This window comes from Rugamonas sp. GW822-FHT03B10, from assembly GCF_058801745.1.
In genome coordinates this window covers 12,568-33,751 of the sequence record NZ_JBXANP010000010.1, presented here as the reverse complement: position 1 = coordinate 33,751, position 21,184 = coordinate 12,568, and the positions used below count along the sequence as shown (strand labels likewise).

The 21,184-nt window shown below is 69.4% G+C and carries 16 protein-coding genes; 9 read left to right on the top strand and 7 right to left on the bottom strand.

Going from position 1 to position 21,184, the window contains the following annotated elements; translation table 11 throughout:
- Nucleotides 1-19: 19 nt before the first annotated feature.
- Entirely contained in the window at nucleotides 20-2,122 is a 2,103-nt protein-coding gene (locus AC1RQG_RS17020; protein WP_493133200.1) for an alkaline phosphatase family protein, read from the top strand.
- A gap of 1 nt (nucleotide 2,123) precedes the next feature.
- On the top strand, nucleotides 2,124-2,768 hold the full coding sequence (locus AC1RQG_RS17015) for a hypothetical protein (protein ID WP_493133199.1): 645 nt from the start codon (nucleotides 2,124-2,126) through the stop codon (nucleotides 2,766-2,768).
- 16 nt (nucleotides 2,769-2,784) lie between these two features.
- Here the strand turns inward: AC1RQG_RS17015 and AC1RQG_RS17010 are convergent, their stop codons facing one another.
- The 3 genes from AC1RQG_RS17010 to AC1RQG_RS17000 all read right to left on the bottom strand — a co-directional run bounded on the left by AC1RQG_RS17010 (nucleotide 2,785) and on the right by AC1RQG_RS17000 (nucleotide 6,172).
- Entirely contained in the window at nucleotides 2,785-4,986 is a 2,202-nt protein-coding gene (locus tag AC1RQG_RS17010) for an O-linked N-acetylglucosamine transferase, SPINDLY family protein (RefSeq protein ID WP_493133198.1), read from the bottom strand.
- 155 nt (nucleotides 4,987-5,141) lie between these two features.
- Nucleotides 5,142-5,768, bottom strand: coding sequence for a protein phosphatase CheZ (locus AC1RQG_RS17005; protein WP_493133197.1), 627 nt, complete (start codon nucleotides 5,766-5,768; stop codon nucleotides 5,142-5,144).
- On the bottom strand, nucleotides 5,765-6,172 hold the full coding sequence (locus AC1RQG_RS17000; RefSeq protein ID WP_493133196.1) for a response regulator: 408 nt from the start codon (nucleotides 6,170-6,172) through the stop codon (nucleotides 5,765-5,767). The genes AC1RQG_RS17005 and AC1RQG_RS17000 overlap by 4 nt, the downstream gene beginning before the upstream one ends.
- Before the next feature lie 304 nt (nucleotides 6,173-6,476).
- Here AC1RQG_RS17000 and AC1RQG_RS16995 point away from each other — a divergent pair, with 304 nt between their 5' ends.
- The 4 genes from AC1RQG_RS16995 (at nucleotide 6,477) to AC1RQG_RS16980 (ending at nucleotide 13,683) form a co-directional block, all read left to right on the top strand.
- Nucleotides 6,477-9,032 carry an EAL domain-containing protein gene (locus tag AC1RQG_RS16995; protein ID WP_493133195.1) on the top strand — a complete coding sequence of 852 codons (2,556 nt, stop codon included), beginning with the start codon at nucleotides 6,477-6,479 and terminating at the stop codon, nucleotides 9,030-9,032.
- Between the two features lie 94 nt (nucleotides 9,033-9,126).
- Nucleotides 9,127-10,398 (top strand): hybrid sensor histidine kinase/response regulator, encoded by a 1,272-nt coding sequence (locus tag AC1RQG_RS16990; RefSeq protein ID WP_493133194.1) that lies wholly within the window; start codon nucleotides 9,127-9,129, stop codon nucleotides 10,396-10,398.
- A complete protein-coding gene (locus tag AC1RQG_RS16985) occupies nucleotides 10,395-11,012 on the top strand; it encodes a response regulator transcription factor (protein ID WP_493133193.1) in 618 nt (205 codons plus the stop codon). The genes AC1RQG_RS16990 and AC1RQG_RS16985 overlap by 4 nt, the downstream gene beginning before the upstream one ends.
- 19 nt (nucleotides 11,013-11,031) lie before the next feature.
- Nucleotides 11,032-13,683 carry an ATP-binding protein gene (locus AC1RQG_RS16980; protein ID WP_493133192.1) on the top strand — a complete coding sequence of 884 codons (2,652 nt, stop codon included), beginning with the start codon at nucleotides 11,032-11,034 and terminating at the stop codon, nucleotides 13,681-13,683.
- 688 nt (nucleotides 13,684-14,371) lie between these two features.
- Here the strand turns inward: AC1RQG_RS16980 and AC1RQG_RS16975 are convergent.
- On the bottom strand, nucleotides 14,372-15,613 hold the full coding sequence (locus AC1RQG_RS16975) for a CaiB/BaiF CoA transferase family protein (RefSeq protein WP_493133191.1): 1,242 nt from the start codon (nucleotides 15,611-15,613) through the stop codon (nucleotides 14,372-14,374).
- Between the two features lie 4 nt (nucleotides 15,614-15,617).
- The gene (locus tag AC1RQG_RS16970; RefSeq protein WP_493133190.1) at nucleotides 15,618-16,796 is read right to left on the bottom strand and encodes an acyl-CoA dehydrogenase; all 1,179 of its coding nucleotides are present in this window, start codon (nucleotides 16,794-16,796) and stop codon (nucleotides 15,618-15,620) included.
- 181 nt (nucleotides 16,797-16,977) lie between these two features.
- Between AC1RQG_RS16970 and AC1RQG_RS16965 the strand changes: the two genes are divergently transcribed.
- Entirely contained in the window at nucleotides 16,978-17,898 is a 921-nt protein-coding gene (locus tag AC1RQG_RS16965; RefSeq protein WP_493133189.1) for a LysR substrate-binding domain-containing protein, read from the top strand.
- 88 nt (nucleotides 17,899-17,986) lie between these two features.
- Here the strand turns inward: AC1RQG_RS16965 and AC1RQG_RS16960 are convergent, their stop codons facing one another.
- Both AC1RQG_RS16960 and AC1RQG_RS16955 read right to left on the bottom strand, forming a co-directional pair.
- Nucleotides 17,987-19,039 carry a DUF2145 domain-containing protein gene (locus AC1RQG_RS16960; RefSeq protein WP_493133329.1) on the bottom strand — a complete coding sequence of 351 codons (1,053 nt, stop codon included), beginning with the start codon at nucleotides 19,037-19,039 and terminating at the stop codon, nucleotides 17,987-17,989.
- Nucleotides 19,036-19,491 carry a hypothetical protein gene (locus AC1RQG_RS16955; RefSeq protein WP_493133188.1) on the bottom strand — a complete coding sequence of 152 codons (456 nt, stop codon included), beginning with the start codon at nucleotides 19,489-19,491 and terminating at the stop codon, nucleotides 19,036-19,038. The genes AC1RQG_RS16960 and AC1RQG_RS16955 overlap by 4 nt, the downstream gene beginning before the upstream one ends.
- A gap of 97 nt (nucleotides 19,492-19,588) precedes the next feature.
- Between AC1RQG_RS16955 and AC1RQG_RS16950 the strand changes: the two genes are divergently transcribed.
- Together AC1RQG_RS16950 and AC1RQG_RS16945 are read left to right on the top strand one after the other, a co-directional pair.
- Nucleotides 19,589-20,398 (top strand): ferritin-like domain-containing protein, encoded by an 810-nt coding sequence (locus AC1RQG_RS16950; RefSeq protein WP_493133187.1) that lies wholly within the window; start codon nucleotides 19,589-19,591, stop codon nucleotides 20,396-20,398.
- 154 nt (nucleotides 20,399-20,552) lie between these two features.
- The gene (locus AC1RQG_RS16945; RefSeq protein WP_493133186.1) at nucleotides 20,553-21,110 is read left to right on the top strand and encodes an FxDxF family PEP-CTERM protein; all 558 of its coding nucleotides are present in this window, start codon (nucleotides 20,553-20,555) and stop codon (nucleotides 21,108-21,110) included.
- Nucleotides 21,111-21,184: the final 74 nt, after the last annotated feature.

Sequence of the window (21,184 nt, the reverse complement as noted above, 5' to 3'; positions counted from 1 at the left end):
ATGACCTGAAGAGAAAAATATGCGTTCTTCCCTGCTTTTCCTGAGCATGGCCGCCACGCTGGCGACCGTGACCGCCTGCGGTGGTTCGAGCTCCACCGCCACCGCCCCCGAAGTCGTCACGGCACCTGCCCAGCGCACCATCATCATGGTATGGGATGGTCTGCGTCCCGACGCCGTCAACCCCGTCGATACGCCCAACCTGTACGCGCTGCGCCAGGCCGGCGTGCATTTCGTCGACAACCATTCGACCTATCCGACCTTCACCATGATGAACGGTTCGTCGTTCGCCACCGGCTCGTTCCCGAAAACGAGCGGCTTCTACGGCAACACGTTCTGGACCCCGCCGCAGGCCGGCGCGGCCCAACCCATCCCCGTCGGCAAGAGCGCCGGCGGCGGCAGCCAGGACTACAACGCGCCCGTCTTCACCGAGGACTACGCGGTGCTGAGCACCCTGAACGATTACTACGGCGGCCAGCTGCTGCTGGTCAAATCGCTGTTCAAGACGGCGCAGGACGCCGGCCTGAAGACGGCCACCATCGGCAAATCCGGCGCCGCCTTCATCCAGGACCTGGGCCGCGGCGGCATCTTCCTCGATGAGAACACGGTGCTGCCGGCGTCGCTCGTGACCGACCTGCAGGCCGCCAATTTCGCGCTGCCCAAGAACACGCCCTACGCCTATACGGCGGGCGCCGTCACGCTGGCCGCCACCAACGGCGACCCGACGGCGCGCGCCAGCGCGCTCAGCTTCGCCTTGCCCAACGGCCTGCTGGCGAAGGACGTCACCGATGCCACGCAAGGCAATCCGGAGGACGCGGCCAACAAGTACATGATGAAGGTCTACACCGACTTCATCCTGCCCAAGAAGCTGCCGGACCTGTCGCTGATCTGGTTCCGCACGCCGGACAACACGGAGCACGCCTACGGTCCCGGTTCGGCCAACTACCGCAAGGCGCTGGCGTCGCAGGATGCGCGCCTGGGCGAGCTGCAGGCCGCGCTGAAGGCCAACAAGATGGACGCCAACACCAACATCATCGTGGTGTCCGACCATGCGCACAGCAACGTGTCCGGCCCCACCAGCCTGTACCCGCTGCGCGCCATCACGGCCAGCACCTCGGTCGCCAACGGCGTGACCAACGCCGTGCTGGGCAACCGCGACGCCATCAACGGCTACTCCGTGTCGGGCGACGTGCGCACGGCCGACCTGCTGACCTACGCCGGCTTCCGCGCGTTCGACGGCAACGGTTGCAGCACCTCGGCCATGTACGGCATCAAGGCCGACGGCAGCAACGTGCAGCCGGTGGGCGTGGACACCACGGGCGCCCTGTGCGGCACCGCCAACGCCAAGTACCAGGCCATCAGCGCCACGCTGCCCACCCCGGTGGCCAGCTTCAAGGTGCCCGCCACCATGCCGGCCAAGGGCATCGTGGTGGCCGCCAACGGCGGTTCCGACTACCTGTACATCCCCGACCATGACGCGGCCACCGTCGCCGCCGCCGTGCGCTTCCTGCAATCGCGCGAGGAATACGGCGCGATCTTCGTCGACAGCCGCTACGGCGCCATCGCCGGCACGCTGCCCATGTCGATGATCAACCTGGAGAACGCCACCCGTTCCGGCAAGGGCCAGCCCGACATCGTCGTCAGCTTCAACTGGGACGCGCAGCAGCTGGTCAACGGCGTGCCCGGCATCGAGTTCGAAAGCACGGGCGCCAACCGCGGCATGCACGGCAGCTTCAGCCCGATCGACGTGCACAACACGCTGATCGCCGCCGGCCCCGCGTTCAAGACGAACACCGTGATCAGCAACCCGACCGGCAACGTGGACGTGGCGCCGACCGTGGCCTACCTGCTGGGCCAGTCCATGCCGCAGGCCGATGGCCGCGTGCTGAACGAAGCGCTGGTGAAGCCGGCCAGCTCGGCCAGCGCCAGCGTCAAGTCGGCCGTCGTCAACCCGAGCGCCCCGGCCACCGGCCTGACGTTCAAGGTGCCGACCGACCTGACCGGTGCCACCGTCGACACGGCGCTCAGCAACGGCAGCTATTCGGTCAACCTGATGGTCAAGGACTTGACGGTCGACGGCAAGACCTACCGTTACTTCGACTACGCGCAACCAGTGCGGAACTAAGATGATCGACACCCGGGCTTTCTTCCTGGCCGGGATCATGGCGGCGGCCGGTAGCCAGGCCGCCGACCTGGATTTCGACAAGACCTTCAGCAGCGAGGGCGAGGCGCGCCAGCTCCATTACAGCGCCACCTACCTCGCCGACGGCCGAACCCACACGGTCGAAGTATGGCGCGACGGCGCGCAGCGCCTGAAACGCCGCACCGACGACAAGCTGGAGACGCACATCTTCAAGCCGGCCGGCCAGACCGAGTGGCAGATGGTGGTGCTGGACCTGCCGCGCCAGATCCGCACCGACATCGAACGCACCAATCTGTACCGCATCGGCCATTTCACCGACTGGTTCAGCATGGCGCACGCGCTCACGCGGCCGGCGGGACCCTACCGCCTGACGGCGTTGCAGCAGGCGCCGGCCGGCGAGGCGCCGCTGGGGCCGTGCCGCTGGTATGCGCTGGAGCGCGCCGGCGCGGTCAGCAAGGTGTGCTGGAGCGGCCAGTTGCGCCTGCCGCTGGTGATCGCCGATGGCGGCGGCAAGACCGTGTGGCGCGTCACCGCCGCCAGCACGGCCGCCTTGCCGCGCGCCGCGTTCGCCCTCAACGACGCCGGCTTCGTGCACAACAACGCCAACGCCGACATCCAGACCGACTAGCCGCGCGGCAGCGTGGTCACGCCGCCGATGGCTGTGCGAGGTGGCGTTCCAGTTCCCGGATCGGCGCCGTATCGCGGTACAGCACGTCGCGCCGCGATACGATGGCGGCGCGCACGCTGTCGCGCAGGGCCGCGTCGGCGGCCAGCCGGCACGCGAGGTCGACGTAACCGGCGCTGTCCGGCTGCACCAGATGGTCGAGGCCCATGCGGCGCAGGATGGCGCTGCCGAAGCGGCCGCGCATGAAGCGGCCTTCCACCGTCACGATCGGCAGCGCGCAGTCCACGGCCTGCATGGCCGTGTTGAACCCCGAGAAGCCTATCGTGTCGAGGAACACGTCGGCCTGGCGCAGGATGCTGTAGAAGCGGGCCGGCGGCTGCCACGGGATGCTCACCAGGTGCTCGTCCGGCGCCAGCCCCGTGTGCGCGAACGCTTGCGCCACGCGCGCGCGCAGCAGGTCGGTCAGGTGGCTGGCCTGGGGATTGGAGAAGAACAGGAACTGGCAGGGGCCGCAGCGCCGCGCGATGTCCACCAGCACGTGGTCGTGTTCAGGGCCGTACTTGAACGGCGAGCCGGGGCAGACGAACAGCGGCACGCCCGGGCGCAGGCCCAGCGCCGCCAGCTCCACGTGCTCCGTCGCCACCGGCGGCGGTTCGTAGTGGCAGCCCAGATTGGGCAGGCGCACCAGTTGTTCGCAATAGTGGTCCTGCGCGTCGTCCGCCTCCAGGCCGGCGGCCGACAGGTAGCCGTCGATGGTGGGCAGGCCGGTGGTCTCGGGGTGGCCCCAGGTGGCGAGCTGGCGCGGGGCCAGCCGCAGCGCGGCCAGCCGGGGCGCCATCGCGTCCATGCCCAGCTCCGGGTAGATCAGCACGTCGAGGTGGGAGCCGGCGATCAGGCGCGCCCATTCCGCTTCCGAACGCGTCCCCTCGTGCATGGCGGCGGCACGGCCGCGCGCGTAGGCCGTCTCGCCATCGTCCTTGGCGCCGAGGTAGAACACATGCAGTTCGAAGCGTTCCCGGTCCAGCTCACTGAACCAGCCGCGCACGATGGCGCGCCACACCGGATGCTCGACGACGTGGGCCGACACCACGCCCACGCGGATCGGCGCGCCGGCCTTGCGGGCGGGGGCGGCGGCAGGGGCGGCGGGTGCGGGGGCAGGGGCCGGCGCCGGGACGATGGCGGGCAGGCCGCGCTGGGCGGCCCACTGGCCCATCAGGCGCGCGCACATGGCGCCGTACCGGGCCAGCAGCGCGCGGTTGTTGCGCTCGTGGTAGCTGAGGTAGAACGGGTGGCAGCCGCCCACCACGGCCAGCGGCTGGGCCACCTGCCGCTGCCCCAGCCAGGCGTCGAACGCGTCGAGGTCGTGCGCGAAGGCGGCGCGCTCGGCGTCCAGATCATGTCCGGCCGGACGGATGATGTGCAGCTTGACGACGGCCTGCTTCAGGCGGATGTCGGCCGCCTGCGGCGCCAGCGCGGCCGCTTGCTCCAGCGCCGCCAGCGCGTCGTCGCGCCGGCCCATCAGGTACAGCGCGCCGGCCTTGTGGTTCCAGGCCGCCAGGTGGGCCGGGTCGCAGCCCAGCGCCGCCTCGAAGCACAGCAGGGCGTCGTCGCGGCGCTGCAAGGTCTGCAGGATGGTGCCGCGCGCGTTGTGCAGCTCCGGCGTCGCCTGCAGCGCCAGCGCGCGGTCGATGGCCTCCAGCGCGTCGTGCGCGCGCCCCAGGCGATTGAGCACGTCGGCGCGGGCCGCCTGGGCCAGCGCGAAGCGCGGCCGCAGGGCCAGCGCGCTGTCGTAATCGGCCAGGGCCTGCTCCAGGCGGTGCTGGTCGCGGTGCACATTGCCCCGGTTGTTGAGGGCGTCCGGGTGGCGCGGATTGAGGGCCAGCGCCCGCGCGTAGCTGTCGAGCGCCAGCTGGTGGCGGCCATTGCCATGCAGGGCCAGGCCCAGGTTGGAATGGGCCTCGGGATTGTTCTTGTCCTGGTTGATGGCCTTTTTGATCAGCTCCACCGCCTCCTGGTGCCGGCCCTGCTGGTAGCGGATCACGCCCAGGTAGTGCAGGCATTCGGCCTGTTTCGCATGGCGGGCGAGGATGGCCGTGTACAGGCTCTCGGCGGCGGCGAGCTGGCCTTGCTGGTGCAGGCCCAGCGCCCGTTGGACTTGCAGATGCAACGGAACGCCGGGCTGGAAGCCGGCCGCCGCCTGATTCGGTGTGATGCCTGACATCGTATCTCGTCCCCTTGTGTCGCAGACCAGCAAGGGCGCATCTTGCCAAGAATGCATGTGATAGGAAGGCGATTGTATGCGATCCGCGCGGCGCCGGGCGGGACGCGGGCCGGCTTAGAGGCATTGCTCTAGCGCCGGCGCAACAGCTCAGAAGCTCAGAAGCCCAGCTCCCCCAGCAGGTCGTCCACGCTGGTCTGGTCGAGCGCGACGCCGCCATGGGCGCCGGGGCCGGCCGTCAGCTCGTCGCGCGCCTGGGCGACCATGGCGCCGGGCGGGGCGGCGTCGATCAGCAGCTTGAGCAGGTTGTCCTCGGTGCTCTCCATGAGCACCACCACCTTCTTGATCAGCTGCCCGGTCAGGTCCTGGAAGTCCTGGGCCATCATGATGTCCGACAGGGCCGCGCGCGTGCTGCCGCAGCCGCTGGCCACGTTGGCCAGGAACGACGCGACGCGGTCGGCCGGCACGGCGCCCGCCTCCAGCTCCGCCAGCAGGGACTGGGCATCGCGCGCCAGCTGTTCCTGGGCCGGGCCGTGCTGCTCCACCTTGCTGAGCACCACGTTGGCCGCGTTCTCGGTCAGGTCGGCGATGTGCAGCAGGCGTCCGCGCGCGCACGGGAACTGGCTGGCCGCGTCCGCGAGCACGCCGCCCGCGCCCAGTTCGCGCAGGGTGTCGTGCAGTTCGCGCACGATCACGCCCAGCCGCTCGTAGACGGCGCTGGTGTCGGGCGCGCCCGGCTGGTGCGGGAGGGGCTGCGGCCGGTGCGCGGGGAGGATGGCGTTCATGCTGGTACTCCTTTTCGTTGCAGGATGGTGTGCAGTTTCTGCTGCAGGGTCGTCGCGTTGAACGGCTTGACGATGTAGCCGTCCGCGCCCGCCTGGGCAGCGGAGATGATGTTTTCCCGTTTCGCCTCGGCGGTGACCATCAGCACCGGCAGGCCGGCCAGGCGCGCGTCGCGGCGTATCGCCTGCAGCAGCTCCAGGCCGTCCATCTCCGGCATGTTCCAGTCGGCGATGACGACATCGACGGGCGAGGCGCCTTCCAGCTCCGCCTCCAGGCACCGCAGCGCCTTCTTGCCGTTCTCCGCCTCCAGCACCTTGGTGTAGCCCATTTCCCGCAGCAGGGTGGCCAGGATGCGGCGCATGGTTTGAAAGTCGTCGACGACGAGAAATTGAAGCGCGCTTGCCATGGGGGTTCCTTGTCTGCGCGCGCCGGGATCCCGTCCGTCGGCGCGCCGTGTTGCATTACGTTAAAATCAATTGCCTTGCACCAATTATAGCGAATTTGTGGCGTAAATGTCGAATTTGAGGAATTCAATTTAAATTCGTTACATTCATTGCTTTTGATCGGCGCTGGCCGTGGCAGGGCCAGGCCGCCGGCGCCGGCGCCGCGTGTTGCTGCACGGCTACAGATTTGATCTGACGCATAGAATTTTCCTCCGGCATCGACCATACTCGCGGGAAACTTTCTGGGCGCCCACAAGGCGCAAGGCCATGCTTCTAAGTTGCGAATTCCCCATCAAGCGGCTCGTCACGCGCGACTTGCTCACGTGCGGGCCCGATACGCCGCTGCTTGAGGTGGCCAGGCTGATGGCGACGCGCCGCTGCAGCTCCATCCTCGTGCTCGACGGCGAAGCGGCCGTGGGCATCTTCACCGAGAGCGACGTGCTGCACTTCGACCTGTCCAACCCGTCGCTGGCCACGCTGCCGGTGTCGTCGGCCATGAACGGGCCGGTGCAGACCATCCAGGGCGAGCTGCTGGTGGGCGAGGCGGCCGTGCAGTTCAAGCGCAACGGCATCCGCCACCTGCTGGTGGTGGACGAGCGGGGCCAGCGCCTGGGCATGCTGTCGCAAAGCGACGTGGTGCTCAACCAGGGGGCGGAATTCTTCCTGCGCATGCGGGCCGTGAGTTCGATTCCCTGCCACACCCCGCTGGTGCTGGCCGAGGAGATGGCGCTCGACGAGGCGGTGGCCGAGATGCGCCGCTGCGGCCGCGACGCCGCCATCGTCTCGTACGCCGACGGCGGCCACGGCATCTTCACCCAGCGCGACATCGTGCGCCTGATCGCCAACGGCGGCGCGGCGCAGGGCACGGTGGGCCGCCACGCCAGCCGCCCCTTGCGTAGCGTGCAGGCCAGCCAGAGCCTGTACCTGGCCCGCAAGACGCTGGCCCAGAACAAGATCCGCCACCTGGGCGTGCTGGACGACGACGAGCGCCTGGTGGGCCTGCTCAGCTTCAACGACATCCTCACCAGCATCGAGGACGAGTACGTGTCCGAGCTGGGCGCGGCCCTGCGCGAGCGCGACCAGGCGCTGTGGGAGTCGCGCTACCACCTGCGGCTGGCCGACCGCGTGTTCGAGTCCACGCTGGAGGGGGTGATGGTGACGCGCGCGGACGGCACCATCGAGCGCGTCAACCCGGCCTTCGAGACGCTGACCGGCTACAGCGCCGAGGAGGCCATCGGCCGCAACGCCAGCATGCTCAGCTCCAAGCGCCAGACGCCCGAGTTCTACCAGAAGATGTGGGCCCAGCTCAGGGAGACCGGCTGCTGGCAGGGCGAGATCTGGAACCGCCGGCGCGACGGCGAGCTGTATCTGGAGCACCTGACCATCTCCAGCATCTGCGACGACGCCGGCGTGTGCACCCATTACGCGGCCATCTTCGCCGACATCACCCAGCGCCGCATGGCCGAGGAGCGGCTGAACTACCTGGCCACCCACGACGCCCTGACGGGACTGCCCAACCGCTCGCTGTTCGGCGAGCGCCTCGAGCACGCGCTGCGCTGCACCCAGCGCACCCAGCACCGCATCGCCGTGCTGTTCCTGGACCTCGACCGCTTCAAACTCGTCAACGACAGCCTCGGGCACGGCGTGGGCGACGAGCTGCTCAAGATCGTCGGCGAGCGCCTGCGCGCCTGCGTGCGCGAGACGGACACCGTGGCGCGCCTGGGCGGCGACGAATTCACCCTGCTGCTGGAGGACGTGGGCGACGCCCGCCACGTGGCCCACATCGCGCAGAAGCTGCTGGACGCCATCGGCGCGCCGTTCCACATCGGCGGCGAGGAGATCTACGTCACGCCCAGCATCGGCGTGAGCATGTATCCGGACGACGGCGAGGACGCGCAGACGCTGGTGCTGCACGCCGACCGCGCCATGTACGAGGCCAAGGGCGCCGGCAAGAACAACTTCCAGTTCTTCATCGGCCAGATGAACACCGACACCAACGAGCAGCTGCAGATCGAGAACGACCTGCGCCAGGCGCTCGAGCGCGATGAACTGGTGCTGCACTACCAGCCCAAGGTGGACCTGGCCGACGGCGCCGTGGTGGGGCTGGAGGCGCTGGTGCGCTGGCAGCATCCGCAACTGGGCCTGCTGGCGCCGGGGCGCTTCATCCCCATCGCCGAGGAGACGGCCCTCATCATCCCGCTCGGCCAGGCCGTGCTGCGCGAGGCGTGCCGCCAGGGGCGCTCCTGGCTCGACGCCGGCCATGTGTTCGGCACCATGGCCGTCAACCTGTCGCTGCGCCAGCTGCGCTGGGAGGGCTTCCTGCACGACGTGGACGCGATCCTGGCCGACACCGGCTTCCCGGCCGAGTGCCTGCAACTGGAACTGATCGAAAGCCAGGCCATCGACGGCTGCGAGCAGTGCGAAGGCGTGCTGCAGGCGCTGGCCGCGCGCGGCATTTCGCTGGCCATCGACGACTTCGGGGTCGGCTACTCGTCCTTCGTCTACCTCAAGTCGCTGCCGTTCGACACGCTCAAGGTGGACCGCTCGCTGCTGGCCGGCACCGGCCACAACGGGCGCGACGTGGCCGTGCTGCGCGCCATCCTGGCCATGGCCGACGCGCTCGACATGACGGTGGTGATGGAGGGCGTGGAGACGGAGGACGAGGCGGCCATGCTGCGCGGCATCGGCTGCCCGCAGGTGCAGGGCTGGCTGTTCGGGCGCGCGCAGCCGGCGCACGAGCTCGCGCCGCGCCTGGCCCGTTCTCTCGACGCGTCCCGCGCGGCGCCGGCCGTCCGCCCGCAGCCACCGTCGCTGGTCCGCTAGCCGTCCGCGGGCGCCGTCCGCGCATTTTTCCCGCCACCGCCGCCCATTGCGGCTATCATGCGGGAATGGTGACAGGCGAAGCGAGTGGCGCGGTATGACGAATCCGGGGGCGCAGGCCCAACTTGTTCAGGAGCGGCACGCCAGGGGGGACATCCTGGTGGTGGAGGACACGCCCGCATCGCTGCAACTGCTGACCGGCCTGCTGAGCGAGGCCGGCTACCGCGTGCGGCCGGCGCCGGACGGCCCGCTGGCCCTGTGGTCGGCGCGCGGCCAGCCGCCCGAGCTGGTCCTGCTCGACATCCGCATGCCGGGCATGGACGGCTACGAAGTCTGCCGCCAGCTGAAGGACGACGCGACGCTGCGCGACGTGCCCGTCATCTTCCTGTCCGCCTGCACCGACACGGACGACAAGCTGCGCGGCTTCGCCGTGGGCGGCGTCGATTTCATCTCCAAGCCCTACCAGTTCGAGGAAGTGCACGCGCGCGTGCAGGCGCACCTGGAGATCGCGCGCCTGCGCCGGCGCCTGGCGTACCAGAACGAGCACCTGGAGCAGCTGGTCGAGGCCAAGGCCGAGGCGCTGGCACAGGCCAGGCTGTCGCTGCTCAACGAGCGCCAGCTGCGCGATCTGGCCGAACGCGAATCGCGGCTGCGCCTGTCCGAGATCGCCCACATGAACCGCAACGCCAGCGCTTCCGTCTATTGCGCGGCGCTGGTGCACGAGTTGAATCAGCCGCTGGCGGCCATCCTCAGCAACGCCGAGGCGGCCGGGCTGTTGCTCGAGATGGAGCGCCCGCCGCTGGCCGAGGTGGGCGAGATCGTGGCCGACATCCGGCGCGACGACCTGCGCGCCAGTGAGCTGATCCTGCGCATGCGCGACTTGCTCAGGAAGTCCGAGCCCGTCACGGCCAGCGTCGACCTGAACGACGTGGTGCGGGTGGCGGCCATGCTGCTGGCCAGCGAGGCCAGGATGCGCCGGTGCGCGCTGACGCTGGACCTGGCCGCGCCGGCGCTGCCGGTGGCGGGCGACCGCGTCCAGTTGCAGCAGGTGATGGTCAACCTGCTGCTCAACGCCATGGACGCCGTGGGCGCGCTGCCGCCGGACCAGCGCCGCATCGTCATCGCCGCCGGCGCCGACGGTGGCGCCGCCCGGGTCGACGTGCGCGACCATGGCGCCGGCTTCGCGTGCGACCCCGAGCGCGTGTTCGAGTCGTTCTTCACCACCAAGCCGGCCGGCATGGGGCTGGGGCTGTCGATCGCGGCGGCCATCGTGCGCGCGCACGGCGGCCGGATCCGGGCCGGCAATTGCGCCGGCGGCGGCGCCGTGGTGGGCTTCCACCTGCCGCTGGAACAGGCCGGCCGGCCATGACGGCGCCGCCCGTGATCCACATCGTCGACGACGACGCGTCGTTGCGCACGGCGCTGGGGCGGCTGCTGCGCGCGGCCGGCTACCGGGCGCTGGCCCATGCCTCGGCCAGCGCCTTCCTGGACGCGCCACCCGGCGACGGCGCGGGCTGCATCCTGCTCGACGTGCAGATGCCGGGCTTGACGGGGCTGCAATTGCAGGACCACCTGGCGGCGCGCGGCAGCATCCTGCCCATCGTGTTCCTGACCGGCTGCGCCGACATCGCCACCAGCGTGCGCGCCATCAAGTCCGGCGCCGAGGACTATTTGCTCAAGCCGATCGCGCGCGAGGCGTTGCTGGACGCGGTCGAGCGGGCGTTGCGGCGCTGGACGGCGGCGGCCGCGGCGCAAGCGGGGCTGGCGGACCTGCGCCAGCGCCACGCCAGCCTGACGGCGCGCGAGCAGCAGGTGTTCGCCCTGGTGATCCGCGGCTTGATGAACAAGCAGATCGCCTACGCGCTGGGCAACAGCGAACGCACGGTCAAGGCGCAGCGCCAGGCCGTGATGGAGAAGCTGGGCGCCGATTCCCTGGCCGACCTGGTCGCCATCGGCATGCGGCTGGGGGTGCTCGAGGGATGAGCGGGCAGGGGAGCATGCCATGACACGGCTGATGGGCGTCGCGCGCGCGCGGCTACGGGCCGCGCTGGCGGCGCTGGCCGTGTCGCCGGCGCGCCTGTGGCGCGCCCTGCCGGGGCGGCCGGCGCCGGAACCGTCGATCGCGCTGATCGTGAGCGCCGCGCTGACGGCCGTGGTCACGCTGGTGCTGCTGGCGTTCGCCGTGCTGTACTACGACATCGAGCGCGAACGGCGCTGGGACGAGCTGCATCAGACGCTGGCCGCCAGCGCCGACCAGCTGGCCGTGGCGGTGGCGCTGCCGGTGTGGAATTTCGATCCGAGCCAGATCGAGGTGCTGTTGTTCAGCGCGCTCAGCAACCGCAACCTGCAGGCCTGCGTGGTGCGGGCCGAGCCTCGCGGGCTCGATTACGTGGTGCAGCGCGACGCGAACGGCGCGCTGCGCGGCGGCGGCCCCGCGCCGGCGACCGATGGCCTGCTGCGGGCCGCGCGCCCCATCGTGGTGGAGGGGCAGCGGGTGGGCGAGGTGGCCGTGTATGCCACCCCGGCGCCGCTGCTGGCCCAATTGCGCCAGCGCCGCTGGGCCATCGTCGGCATCATCGTGGTGCTGGACGCGGCGCTGGTGGCCAGCGTCTACCTGCTGTTGTGGCATCTGATGCTCAAACCGCTCAAGGCCGTGCGCCAGTACGCGGCCTCGGTCGAGGCGGGCGGGCCGGGCGAGATGCGCCAGGGCGTGCGCTTCTACGGCGAGCTGCGGGCCGTGAGCGCGTCGGTGCGCAACATGGTGGCGCTGCTCGACAGGCGCTACCGCGACCTGCAGCAGGGCAAGGAGCGGCTGCAGATCGCCACCCGCGCGGCCGACGTCGGGATCTGGGACTGGGACGTGGTGCGCGACGAGCTGGTGTGGGACGACAAGATGTTCGAGCACTTCCACGTGCCGCGCGAGCGCTTCCGCGGCGCCTACGAGGCCTGGAGCGCGGTCGTGCTGCCGGAGGACTTGCCGGCGGCCGCCGCCGAGGTGGCGGCCGCGCTGCGCGGCGAGCGCGAATACGCGGCGGAATTCCGCATCCGCTGGCCCGACGGCAGCATCCGACACATGCGCGCCGAGTCGCTGACCTTCCGCGACGCGCACGGTCGCGCGCTGCGCATGGTGGGCGTGAACTACGACGTGACGGTGGCCCGGCTGGCCGAACAGGAGCTGCTGCGCCACCGCAACCACCTGGAGGAGCTGGTGGCCGAGCGTACGGCGGCGCTGCAGGCGGCGGCCCGCGAGGCCACGGCCGCCAACCGCGCCAAGAGCGTGTTCCTGGCCACCATGAGCCACGAGTTGCGCACCCCGCTCAACGCCGTGATCGGCTTCTCGCGCCTGATGGGCGAGTCGGCCACCATGTCGCCCGACGAGAAGCGCAATCTGGCCATCATCCACCGCGCCGGCCAGCAGCTGCTGCGGCTGATCAACGACATCCTCGAACTGTCGAAGATCGAAGCGGGGCGCGTGGTGCTGCAGCAGCAGGTCGTGGACGTGGCCGAGCTGGCGCGCGAAGTGCTCGACATGGTGCGGGCGCGCGCCAGCGAGACCGACGTGGCCCTCACGCTGCGCTGCGACGGCGCGCCGCCGGCCGTGCGGCTCGACGGCGCCCGGCTGCGCCAGGTGCTGCTCAACCTGATGTCGAACGCCGTCAAGTTCGCCGAAGGGGGCGCCGTGGTGCTGGAATTGCGGTGCAGCGACGCCGGCGACAGCGGCCATCTGCTGGCGTTCGCCGTGCGCGACACCGGCATCGGCATCGCCAGCGCCGACCAGGCCCGCATCTTCGAACCGTTCTACCAGGCCGACGATGGTGCCGACAAGGAGGGCACGGGGCTGGGGCTGGCCATCTCGCGCGAATTCGTGCGGCTGATGGGCGGCACGCTGGCCGTCGCCTCCACGCCCGGCCACGGCGCCGTGTTCAGTTTCACCATCCGGGCCGAGGCCGCGCCGGCCCGCCGGCTGGCCGCGCCGCCGTCGCCGGCCGTACGGGGGCTGGCGCCGCAGCAGCGCGGCAAGCGTATCCTGGTGGTGGACGACAACGCGGACGGCCGCCAGCTACTGGTCAGCATGCTGGCGCCGCTCGGTTTCGTCGTCGAGCAGGCGGCCGGTGGCGCGCAGGCGTTGCGCGTGCTGGCGCTGGCGCCGGTCGACCTGTTGCTGGTGGACTGGCGCATGCCCGGCATCGACGGGTTGGAGGTGACACGCCGCCTGCGCGCCGGCGCGGCCGCGGCGCCGGCGCAGCCGCGCGTGGTGGTGCTGACCGCGTCCGCCTTCGAGGAGGAGCGCCAGCAGGCGTTGGCGGCCGGCGCCGATGGCTTCCTGCGCAAGCCGGTCGAGCAGGAGGCCTTGTTCCAGATGCTGGAGCAGCAGCTGGGCGAGCTGTTCGAGCGCGGCCAGCCGCAGGCTGACACGGGCGCTGTGAGCGGGGTGCCGCCGGCCACGGCGCGGCAGTTGGCGTGCCTGCCGGCGTCGGTGCGCGCGGCACTGCGATCGGCGCTGCGTGAACTGAACCAGCCCGAGGTGCGCGCGATCCTGGCCCCGCACCGGGCCGTGCACGCGCCGCTGGTGGCGGCCGTCGAGCACATGCTGGAACAGCACCAGTATCGCCAGCTGTGCCAGTTGATCGATGAGGCGGAAGGCGCGCCATGATGGCTGACGACCAGATCGATTGAATTGACTCAAGGGCTACTTTTTTTGAATCCAAATGACGGACGTCACATTTTGATGAATTGAAGTGAGAATTGGTGATTAATAACCGGAGTGGCGCTGATAATCTCGAGACTGCCATATTTTCTAGGCAAAAATATAATTTCTAGAGTGAAATTCCACGTCTCTGTGCACTTGAAACTGTGAGAAATTAATTATTAATCACTATTAACTGAAATCATGAAGCCTATTCAATCTATTGTAATTTTCTCGTCAATTCTACTGCTATCTGCTTGCGCATCGCCGCCAAGATATGACTATGTAAAAGAAGGAGCTTCCGGTTATCAGAAGACTGATGCCATCTCAGAGTGCCAGTATCAAATCAAGCTCAATAAGACACGGGAGGTTGAGCAAGCAGAACTTCTGACGCTGTGCATGCAGGGAAAAGGTTATCGATACCGGCGGGTTGGATAAATCAGGCGTTTCGATTTTCGGAACGATTTTGTGTTCATGCCGTCTTGATTTCGACGGCATTTTTTTTCAGTTTTCCTTATTACCAATGGATTAAATTTATTAAACAGAAATGTTTATATAATTTATAAGAAAATGAACGTTTGCTTCGGATGAGGTGGGAGCGCGGGCGCCGCCGGCATCGCGGCGGGCGGCATGTCGTGTGCGTGAAAAGACGTGGTTACAGGATCGCCCGCTCGCGCAGGTCTGCAAGTTGGGCTTCCTCCAGCCGCAGCCATTCGCGCAGCACTTCATCCGTGTGCTGACCCAGCGTGGGCGGGGCCAGCCGGTAGGCGACGGGCGACGCGGCCAGGCGCATCGGGTTGGCCACCAGCGGCACGGCGCCCAGCGTTGGATGCTCGACCTCGATGCGCAGGCCGCGCGCGCGCACGTGCGGGTCGGCGAACACCTGGTCGATGCGGTTGATCGGGCCGCACGGCACGCCGGCCGCCTCCAGCGCCGCGATCCAGTCGGCCGTGTCGCGCGTGATGGTCACTTGCCGCAGCTGCCGTATCAGCACCACGCGGTTGGCCACGCGCTGCGGATTGGTGGAGAATCTTTCGTCGGTCGACCATTCCGGATGGCCGGCCACGGCGCAGAACTTGGCGAACTGGCCGTCGTTGCCGATGGCGAGGATCATGTCGCCGTCGGCCGTGGGGAAGTCCTGGTAGGGCACGATGTTCGGATGGCTGTTGCCCATGCGGCCGGGCAGCACGCCGCCGGCCAGGTAGTTCGAGGCCTGGTTGGCCAGCCCGGCGATCTGCACGTCCAGCAGCGCCAGATCCACATGCTGGCCCAGGCCGGAGCGTGCCCGCTCGGCCAGCGCGGCCTGGATGGCGATGGCCGCATACAGGCCCGTCATCACGTCCGTCAGCGCCACGCCCACCTTCTGCGGACCGGCGCCCGGCTCGCCCTCGGCCGCGCCGGTCACGCTCATCAAACCGCCCATGCCCTGGATCAGGAAGTCATAGCCGGCGCGCGCCGCGTACGGGCCATCCTGGCCGAAGCCGGTGATCGAGCAGTAGACGAGGCGCGGGTTCAGCGCCAGCAGGCTGGGTGCATCCAGGCCGTAGCGGGCCAGGCCGCCGAGCTTGAAGTTCTCCAGCACCACGTCCGCCTCCTTGGCCAGCTGGCGGATCAGGGCCTGGCCCTCCGGCTGCGCCATGTCGATGGTGACGGAGCGCTTGTTGCGGTTGGCGCACAGGAAGTAGGCGGCCGCGTCGCGGTGTTCGCCACTGGCGTTGTGCAGGTAGGGCGGGCCCCACGCGCGCGTGTCGTCGCCCTGGCCGGGGCGCTCGACCTTGACCACGTCGGCTCCCAGGTCGCCCAGCACCTGTCCGGCCAGCGGGCCGGCCAGCACGCGCGACAGGTCCAGTACCTTGATGCCGCGCAGCGGCGCGGCCCGTTGTGCGGTCGCCTCCATGGGATTACGAGAAGGCGGCCAGGCCGGTGATGGCGCGGCCGAGGATCAGCGCGTGCACGTCGTGCGTGCCCTCGTAGGTGTTGACCACCTCCAGGTTGACCAGGTGGCGCACCACGCCGAATTCGTCGCTGATGCCGTTCCCGCCCATCATGTCGCGGGCCATGCGGGCGATGTCGAGCGACTTGCCGCAGCTGTTGCGCTTCATGATCGAGGTCAGTTCCACGGCGGCCGTGCCTTCATCCTTCATGCGGCCCAGACGCAGGCACGATTGCAGGCCGAGCGTGATCTCGGTCAGCATGTCGGCCAGCTTCTTCTGCACCAGCTGGTTGGCCGCCAGCGGCCGGCCGAACTGGGTGCGGTCCATCGTGTATTGGCGGGCGCGCGTGCAGCAGTCCTCGGCCGCGCCCAGCGCGCCCCAGGCGATGCCGTAGCGGGCGCTGTTCAGGCAGGTGAACGGGCCTTTCAGGCCGCGCACGTCGGGGAAGGCGTTCTCCTCGGGGCAGAACACGGCGTCCATCACGATCTCGCCGGTGATGCTGGCGCGCAGGCCCATCTTGCCGTGGATGGCGGGCGCGCTCAGGCCCTTCCAGCCTTTCTCCAGCACGAAGCCGCGGATCGCGCCTTCATCGTCCTTGGCCCACACGACGAACACGTCGGCGATCGGGCTGTTGGTGATCCACATCTTGGCGCCGGTCAGCTCGTAGCCGCCGGCCACCTTGCGGGCGCGCGTGATCATGCTGCCGGGGTCGGAGCCGTGGTTCGGTTCCGTCAGGCCGAAGCAGCCGATCAACTCGCCGGTGGCCAGCTTGGGCAGGTATTTCTGCTTGGTCGCTTCCGAGCCGAATTCGTGGATCGGCACCATCACCAGCGACGACTGCACGCTCATCATCGAGCGGTAGCCGGAGTCCACGCGCTCCACTTCGCGCGCGGCCAGGCCGTAGCACACGTAGTTCATGCCGGCGCCGCCGTAGGCTTCCGGGATGGTCACGCCCAGCAGGCCCAGTTCACCCATCTCGCGGAAGATGGCGGGGTCCGTCTTCTCGTGGCGGAACGCCTCCAGCACGCGCGGGGCAAGTTTGCCCTGGCTGTAGTCGCGGGCCGCGTCGCGCACGGCGCGTTCGTCGGCCGTCAGCTGTGCGTCCAGCAGGAACGGATCATCCCAGTGAAATGCGGCTTTGCTCATGTTTGTCTCCTGGTGGGGTAGGCCGGCGCGGGGCCGGCATGGAATCGGATGGCACCATCTTAGTGTCGGCCGGGCCGGTGCGCAAACGATTTATTCGCACTCAGATATGCATGGCGCTCATATCTTGAGGCATACTGGCGACGTCGATACCCCTGAAACCCTGCAAACACCACGGCCAGACATGACGAGAAAAATCCCGATGCTGCAATCGCTGACCTGCTTCGAGGCCGCCGCGCGGCACGAAAGCTACACCCACGCGGCGCGCGAACTGGCGCTCACGCAGGGCGCCGTGTCGCGCCAGGTGGCCAGTCTGGAGAGTTTTCTCGGTGTGCGGCTGTTCCAGCGCACGCGCCACGGCGTGGCGCTCACGCCGGCCGGCGCGGCCTACGCGCAGCAGGTGGCGCTGCGGCTGGCCGGGCTGGAACGCGACACGCTCGACACCATGGCCCGCCAGGGCAGCGGCGGCGTGGTGCGGCTGGCGTCGGTGCCCACCTTCGCCACGCGCTGGCTGCTGCCCCGGTTGCAGGATATGCAGCGCGTGCATGCCGAGCTCACGGTCCACATCGACGCCCAGACCCGTCCCTTCATGTTCACCGAGACCGAGTACGACGCGGCGCTGTACGCGGCCAGCCCCGAGCAGATCGCCAACTGGCCCGGCACGCGGGCCGTGCTGCTGATGCACGAGACGGTGGTGCCGGTGGCCAGCCCGCGCCTGCTGGCCGGACGCAAGCGGTGGACGCCGCGCGACATCGCCGCCTTGCCGCTGCTGCAGCAGAGCACCCGTCCCGAGGCATGGCGCCAGTGGTTCGAGGCGATGGAGGTGAGCGCGGAACACGCGATGCAGGGCCCGCGCTACGAGCTGTTTTCCATGCTGGCCACGGCGGCCACGCACGGCCTCGGCGTGGCGCTGCTGCCGGCCATGCTGGTGGAATCGGAACTGGAACGGGGGGAGCTGCAGCTGGTGTGCGACCGTCCGCTGGGCGGGGCGCGCGCCTACTATCTGATCACGCCCGACATCGCGCATGAGAAGCCGCCCGTCGAACAGTTCCGCCGCTGGCTGCTGGCGCAGGCGGGGCAGGGCGGGCCTGCGGACGGACAGTGACGGCGCGCCGGCCCGGTCGAACGTTGCGCCGGACCTCCGTCGTTCCCGCCTGCGCGGGAAGTCGTTGCTCCGGGGGAGCAACGACGTTTTAATTGAACGGGACCACGCGGTCGTCCGGGCCCGGCACGCAGCCTGCGGCCACGGGGTCCCAGCCACGGTGCACCACCACCTGTTTGTCATCGTGGCAGATTTCCACCCGCTCGCTGTCGGGCAGGCGCTGGCGCATGAAGGTTTCGAGCGAGGCGGGCAGGCTGACCCGCAACTGCAGGGCCTCGCGGTCCTGCTCAGGATGGTCGTCCAGGTTGAGCAGGGGGATGAACCACGGCGCCAGCATCAGCAGCCGCGAGCCCACGTCCACCGGCTCCGGCATGTAGCCCTGCGCGCGCAGCCAGTCCTGGGCGCGCGCGCGCAGGTCGTCCGCGTCCGCCATGCCGGACCAGGCCACGGCCAGCATCTCGATCAGCCACTGGTTGCAGTTCTGGTAGGCGAGGCCGTAGGCATAGGCGTTGGCGCTGTAACGGTCGGCCAGCAGGTGCAGCGCGCGCGGATTGTCGAGCAGGGCCGCCCGCAGCGGCGGCGTGGCGGCGGCGGGCAGGCGCAGCAGCGCGATGTAGCCGAGCGCCGGATCGTCGGTGCCCATGGCGAAGCCGGCCAGGCCCTGGTCGTAGATGCGGGGCCGGCTTTCGTCGCAGGCGTAGTAGAGCTGGCGGGCGGACCAGGCGCCGTGCTCCCGTGACGCGGCGCCATCGGGGCCGCCATCGGGGCCGCCATCGGCCAGGGCGGCGGCCATCCCGTTGGCCGGGCCGGCCACGCCATCGGCTGGCGGTGGGGCGCCGGCCCGCCACGCCAGCGCCGCGTGGGAATAGCGGATGCCAAAGCGCGACAGGTCCAGGCCCGAGCGGCTGATCAGGGCCACGCCGCCTGCGCTGGCGTCCAGTTCCTCGCGCACCACGGCCGCGAAGCGCAGCAGGTGGTCCTGTTCGGTCGCGTTCAATTCATGCGGGCTGTCGCAAAAGCGCGATGCGCCGGACAGGCCGGCCGCGTGCGCGGCGCCGGCGCACGCGAACAGGCCCGCCAACGCGCCCGCGCAGGCCAGCGCCGCGCCGGCGCACCGGCGCCTGAGAGCGCGGCGCAAGGTCAGATGCCGACGGGGCGGGCGGCCAGTTCGCCGTACCAGTCGTCGGCCAGCACCAGATAGAACGGTTCGTGCGTGTCGTTGCGGGCGAAGGCGATGCCGTAGGCGCGGTTTTGCGCGTAGATGTAGTCGCCCTTGTCCAGGTGCTGCTGCGCGAACGTCTGTTGCGGCAGGTCCAGCACCACGTGCTGCGACGGCAGCTCGCCCTGCATGGTCACGCGGGCCATGCCGGCGCGCTGCGGCGTGGCGGCGATGTCGATGATGCGGTAGGCGCCGTCGGCCACCTTGTTGCCGCCCGACGAGCTGTTGCTGGAGTCGCCCAGCGAGGTGGAGATGCTGCCGCTGGACGCGGAACCGGCGCTGGAGGCCGAGGAGGCGAAGCTTTCGGCGTGGGCGTTCAGGCCCAGCGCCAGCGCGCCTGCCAGCGCTGCGAGACGAACCGAGGTAGTAATTTGCACAACAATATCCTTCGTGGTGAGAACTGCGACGCGACATCATAACTGACCCCGGCGCCGGTTTGGTACACTGCGCGCTTTTCAGCGATCGGGACCGAGCATGGCGTTGCCAAATGATTTACGCGCGTGGGCGCTGCGTTGCCTGCTGGAGTGCGATCCGCAGGCCAAGGTGGACGCCGTGGCCGCGATGGCGGCCGCCCATGCGGACGGCGCCTGCACGCTCGACGTGGACGCCGACCTGGCCGCCGTGGCCGCGCCGGACGGCATCCCCGGCCGCCCGGCGCGCCCCGAGCTGGTGCCGCCGCGCCTCGTGGGCCGGCGCTCGATGGTGACGGTGGAGGGGCGCGCCATGCTGGTGCACGCGCTGGCCCACATCGAGTTCAACGCCGTCAACCTGGCGCTCGACGCGCTGTGGCGCTTCCCCGGCATGCCGCAGCCGTACTACACGGACTGGCTGCGCGTGGCGCGCGAGGAGGCCATCCACTTCTCGCTGCTGGCGGCGCACCTGTGCGCGCTGGGCCACGCCTACGGCGACTTCCCCGCCCACGGCAGCCTGTGGGAGATGGTCGAGAAGACCTGCGGCGACGCGCTGGCCCGCATGGCGCTGGTGCCGCGCACGCTGGAGGCGCGCGGGCTGGACGCGATCCCGCCGCTGCGCGCCAAGCTGGCCCAGGCCGGCGACCAGGCGGCCGCGCGGATCCTCGACATCATCCTGCGCGACGAGATCGGCCACGTGGAGATCGGCAACCGCTGGTACGGCCACCTGTGCCGGCAGCGCGGCGTGGACCCGTGCGCGACCTACGGGGAACTGCTGGTGCGCTACAAGGCGCCGCCCGTGCGCGGCCCGTTCAACCGGGAGGCGCGCCGCCAGGCCGGCTTCACGGACGGGGAGATGGACGCGTGGTCGTGAGCCGCGCGCGGGGGAAACTTGCCGCATGAAAAACATGACAAAATTCCATTTTTCATGGTAATCTTCGCCCCGGTGATTTAAGTGCAACTTAAGTTACACTTTATTAATACGGCAGGCGGAGCAGACGCGCCTCCTTTTCAATAGTAGGGAATAGATGAAAAAGCAAATCCGCGCCCTGGCGATGACCATGGCCACGCTGGCCGCCGCGACCGTGGCGGGCGGCGCCCAGGCCGCCGTGATCGACATCAGCTCCGCACCGAGCGCCATCGCGCTGGCGCCGAACGGCAGCGCCCATTTCGGCGACAAGTTCAAGAACAACCTGAAGAATGACATCTTCGCCGACCAGTTCACGTTCACGACCACCGGCAGCACCAAGCTGGACCTGATCCTGACCTCGACCAGCACCAGCGCCCTGAACGGCCTGAACATCACCGGCTTCAGCCTGTACAAGGCCGGCGGCGCGCTGGCCGTGGCCGGCAGCCAGGTGCAGACCGGCGCCAGCGACAAGTGGACGCTGGGCGACGCCAACCTGGCGGCCGGCTCCTACTATGTGCAGGTGAGCGGCAACGTCGTCTCCAACGCCGGTGGCGCGTTCGCCGCCAACGGCACCATCAGCGCCGTGCCGGAACCGGAAGGCGTCGCCATGCTGCTCGTCGGCCTGGGCCTGATCGGCCTGGTCAAGCAGCGCCGCAAATCCGCGCCGTTCGCCTGATCCATCGCGCCGCCCGCGCGCCCGCGCCGATCCGGCGCCGGCGGGCGGCAACCGTATTCCACCTATCACTTCCG

Excerpts from the sequence above, each read along its gene's own strand:
- AC1RQG_RS16985 (WP_493133193.1), top strand. The coding sequence starts at position 10,395 with ATGACGGCGCCGCCCGTGATCCACATCGTCGACGACGACGCGTCGTTG.
- AC1RQG_RS16945 (WP_493133186.1), top strand. The coding sequence starts at position 20,553 with ATGAAAAAGCAAATCCGCGCCCTGGCGATGACCATGGCCACGCTGGCC.
- AC1RQG_RS17005 (WP_493133197.1), bottom strand. The coding sequence starts at position 5,768 with ATGAACGCCATCCTCCCCGCGCACCGGCCGCAGCCCCTCCCGCACCAG.
- AC1RQG_RS17020 (WP_493133200.1), top strand. The coding sequence starts at position 20 with ATGCGTTCTTCCCTGCTTTTCCTGAGCATGGCCGCCACGCTGGCGACC.
- AC1RQG_RS16990 (WP_493133194.1), top strand. The coding sequence starts at position 9,127 with ATGACGAATCCGGGGGCGCAGGCCCAACTTGTTCAGGAGCGGCACGCC.
- AC1RQG_RS17000 (WP_493133196.1), bottom strand. The coding sequence starts at position 6,172 with ATGGCAAGCGCGCTTCAATTTCTCGTCGTCGACGACTTTCAAACCATG.
- AC1RQG_RS17015 (WP_493133199.1), top strand. The coding sequence starts at position 2,124 with ATGATCGACACCCGGGCTTTCTTCCTGGCCGGGATCATGGCGGCGGCC.
- AC1RQG_RS16980 (WP_493133192.1), top strand. The coding sequence starts at position 11,032 with ATGACACGGCTGATGGGCGTCGCGCGCGCGCGGCTACGGGCCGCGCTG.
- AC1RQG_RS16950 (WP_493133187.1), top strand. The coding sequence starts at position 19,589 with ATGGCGTTGCCAAATGATTTACGCGCGTGGGCGCTGCGTTGCCTGCTG.
- AC1RQG_RS16975 (WP_493133191.1), bottom strand. The coding sequence starts at position 15,613 with ATGGAGGCGACCGCACAACGGGCCGCGCCGCTGCGCGGCATCAAGGTA.
- AC1RQG_RS17010 (WP_493133198.1), bottom strand. The coding sequence starts at position 4,986 with ATGTCAGGCATCACACCGAATCAGGCGGCGGCCGGCTTCCAGCCCGGC.
- AC1RQG_RS16970 (WP_493133190.1), bottom strand. The coding sequence starts at position 16,796 with ATGAGCAAAGCCGCATTTCACTGGGATGATCCGTTCCTGCTGGACGCA.
- AC1RQG_RS16995 (WP_493133195.1), top strand. The coding sequence starts at position 6,477 with ATGCTTCTAAGTTGCGAATTCCCCATCAAGCGGCTCGTCACGCGCGAC.
- AC1RQG_RS16965 (WP_493133189.1), top strand. The coding sequence starts at position 16,978 with ATGACGAGAAAAATCCCGATGCTGCAATCGCTGACCTGCTTCGAGGCC.